Genomic DNA, 2,949 nt, shown 5'->3' on the forward strand with positions numbered 1-2,949 from the left:
TCTTGTCGAAGTCAACACGAGCCGAACCGAAAACTTCGGAGCAGACGCGAGTCAGCGCTGCAGTCAACGTAGTTTTGCCATGGTCAACATGACCAATGGTGCCGACGTTAACGTGCGGCTTGTTACGTTCAAACTTTTCCTTAGCCATCGATACCATCCTCCAACAGAAGAATTAAGCTGCGACACCAACCATTAAAACAAAGGCAGATATTTTCATATCTGCCTTGTTAGATGGAGCTCTTGAGCGGATTTGAACCGCTGACCTCACCCTTACCAAGGGTGTGCTCTACCAACTGAGCTACAAGAGCGAAACGCATTTTGCAACAGAAGCAAACTTGGAGCGGGTAGCGGGAATCGAACCCGCATCATCAGCTTGGAAGGCTGAGGTTCTACCACTAAACTATACCCGCGAGCCTACTGCTCTCGCTAAAACTGGTGGAGGGGGAAGGATTCGAACCTTCGAAGTCGTAGACGTCAGATTTACAGTCTGATCCCTTTGGCCGCTCGGGAACCCCTCCTGAGCTGTGGGCGGCATTTTGTATCTTTGCCGTCCTACTGTCAAGCTTTTTCTCTTTAAAATCTTGAGCTTAGCTAGTTTGACAGTAACTTCGCAGTCTTGCCACTTAGTGGTTATCCCTGTGAAGCGGGCGCCATTCTATGCAAACTATTCGACCGTTGCAATACCCTCGCACTGCATTATTTTACTCTTTAAGTCATTGAAATCATGAGAAAGACCATCGACCAGGGTTTCGCCCAGCAAACGCCGGCTTTCCGGGCGGATCTGCAGCCACCAGCCAGCGTTATCCATCAGCTTTCCGACCACCTTCCTGGAAGAAATATCCAAGGTGATCAAGCGCTGGCGCAGCGACTCAAGCACTTCCGGCGTCGCAAGCCCCCCCAGATAAAGGCAGTTCTTTTCTGAACCGGCCTGCTGCACCTCGCTCAACAGCTGGATATCCTGCTGGCTCCCCTTGTATAGCGACAAAGACACCACTTCCTTGGCCTTCAACGGAGCTTCCTGCTGATGCCAGACGTAATAGAAGACATTCAGGACCAATAGCAGAAGAAACATCCAACGCATACGCACCTCAATCCAGCGGACAAGCGATGGCAAGCCCGACGAATACCAGATCGGGAACCACGCGAGCTGCTGGCACCACCCGATTGACCAGGGATGCATCGCCGCCAGTGATAAACAGCGTAAAATCCTCACCCCACAGCGCTTTCGCCTGCTCGACCTGGGCCAATACGAAACCTTGCAACATCAACGTACAACCCCGCTCAACCGCCTCGACAGTCGAACGTCCTGGCGCCAGGCTGATCACCGCCTGCTCAGCCGACGCATCATCGTAGCGAATCCGCCGTGTGTGCGTGCGCAACTGGTTCCGCATCAGAGGCATCCCAGGACAGATGAATCCGCCCAGGTGCTCGCCAGTCGCACTGACGAAATCAGAAGTCACCGCGGTACCCAGATCGATGACGACGCAGGCAGCCTTCACCAGATGATACCCCCCCAGCAAAGCCAGCCAACGATCAAGCCCGAGGCGCTGGAAGTCATCGTAGCCATTGCGCACACCTGCAAGCTCCTGCGCAGGCCCAGCCTTCATGACCTCCAGAGAGAACGCAGCAGCCAAGGCAAGCACCAATTCGTTGGTTTCATCCTCGGTACGAACACTGACCAGACGACAGAAACGGGGTAGGAGCCCTGTATCCTGTATTGCCAGAAGTAGCGACTTGTCCGAGTCGACAACCCCTCCAGCCATAAACGCGGCGCCGTTGCGCCGAATAATCCGCCACTTGATAAAGCTGTTGCCACAATCGAGCTCAAGAATCATCACGCAACCTCAAGCTGAGCTCTCCACCACTAAAGCTCTTCTCAATACCGTTCACATCAAGACGCAAGGCGCCCTGATGATCCACTCCCAATACCAGGCCATCGATACTACTGGAGCCTGCGATCAGCGAAACGGCCCGACCTTGCCATAGATGCGCCTGCTCCCATTCCTTCTGCAGGGCAGCAAAACCATGTTCGCGATGACGAGCCAGGTAAAGGCGCAGATTGTCACCGAGCGCTGCGGCAAGACGATTGCGATCAACTAACTGGCCAGTCTCCAGACACAGTGAGGTCCAAGCCTGATCGATGTCAGCCTCTTTCATGTTCACGTTGATGCCGATACCGAGAACAACATGACAAACATCGGCAGGATCCCCAACCAGTTCCAGGAGAATACCTGCCACCTTGCTCGTACCCACAAGCACGTCGTTTGGCCACTTCAGGCCTGCCGAAGCAATACCCATTGCCAGCAGTGCCTCTCTCACAGCGAGCCCAACGACAAGACTGAGCCCCTCCAACTGACGCATGCCACCATCCACACGCAGCACAAGGCTGTAATAGAGATTTTGAGCGAACGGACTCGACCAGGCGCGACCTCGGCGCCCACGCCCCGCACTCTGTCGCTCAGCCAACACCAGAAGCGGCGCGGCCTGCCCTTCCGCGATCAGACGCAAAGCCTCGGCATTGGTGGAATCGACTTCATCACGAACCACCACAGGCCAAGGCTCACTGACCGCCTGAGAAGCAATCTTTTCCGCATCGAGCAGCAGCAACGGCGCAGCCAACCTGTAGCCTCGACCACGTACTTTGTACACAGTCAGGCTCAGCTCCGACTCGAGGAGCTGCAATTGCTTCCAGACAGCACTGCGACTCACACCCAGTGCAGCCCCGAGGGCCTCACCCGAATGAAATCGACCATCCTTGAGGAGCGTTAACAACTTCAGCATGCCAATCTCGATACACAATGAGGCAGGCATGATAGCCATGCCCGGGAACCTTGCATAGAAAACAGATAGCCGCCGGCGTGCGATTTGAAGGGAAATGGAGTACTGCGAAAGAACAAAAACAAAACCCCTACCTGCATACGCAGATAGGGGTTTCGGAATTGAATCTTG

4 protein-coding genes and 3 tRNA genes are annotated in these 2,949 nt (G+C 54.6%); all 7 read right to left on the minus strand.

The genetic code is table 11. The features are described from left to right. Window positions 1-148, minus strand: a 148-nt coding sequence (locus ACODSK_RS32505) for a GTP-binding protein (protein WP_256202992.1), incomplete at its 3' end; no start/stop codon positions are given. A gap of 84 nt (window positions 149-232) precedes the next feature. Continuing rightward, window positions 233-308: transfer RNA gene (locus tag ACODSK_RS32510), tRNA-Thr, on the minus strand. A 28-nt stretch (window positions 309-336) separates the two neighbouring features. Next, window positions 337-410, minus strand: a tRNA-Gly gene (locus ACODSK_RS32515). Between the two features lie 23 nt (window positions 411-433). Continuing rightward, window positions 434-518: transfer RNA gene (locus ACODSK_RS32520), tRNA-Tyr, on the minus strand. 146 nt (window positions 519-664) lie between these two features. Then, window positions 665-1,081: a hypothetical protein gene (locus ACODSK_RS32525; protein WP_489022247.1), complete on the minus strand. Its 417-nt coding sequence runs from the start codon at window positions 1,079-1,081 to the stop codon at window positions 665-667. Window positions 1,082-1,088: 7 nt separating this feature from the next. Beyond that, window positions 1,089-1,835 (minus strand): pantothenate kinase, encoded by a 747-nt coding sequence (locus ACODSK_RS32530; RefSeq protein ID WP_489022248.1) that lies wholly within the window; start codon window positions 1,833-1,835, stop codon window positions 1,089-1,091. Continuing rightward, complete coding sequence (gene birA / locus ACODSK_RS32535; RefSeq protein WP_489022250.1) at window positions 1,825-2,781, minus strand: bifunctional biotin--[acetyl-CoA-carboxylase] ligase/biotin operon repressor BirA; 957 nt, start codon at window positions 2,779-2,781, stop codon at window positions 1,825-1,827. The genes ACODSK_RS32530 and birA overlap by 11 nt, the downstream gene beginning before the upstream one ends. Window positions 2,782-2,949: the final 168 nt, after the last annotated feature.

This window comes from Pseudomonas sp. FG98 (genome assembly GCF_057808595.1).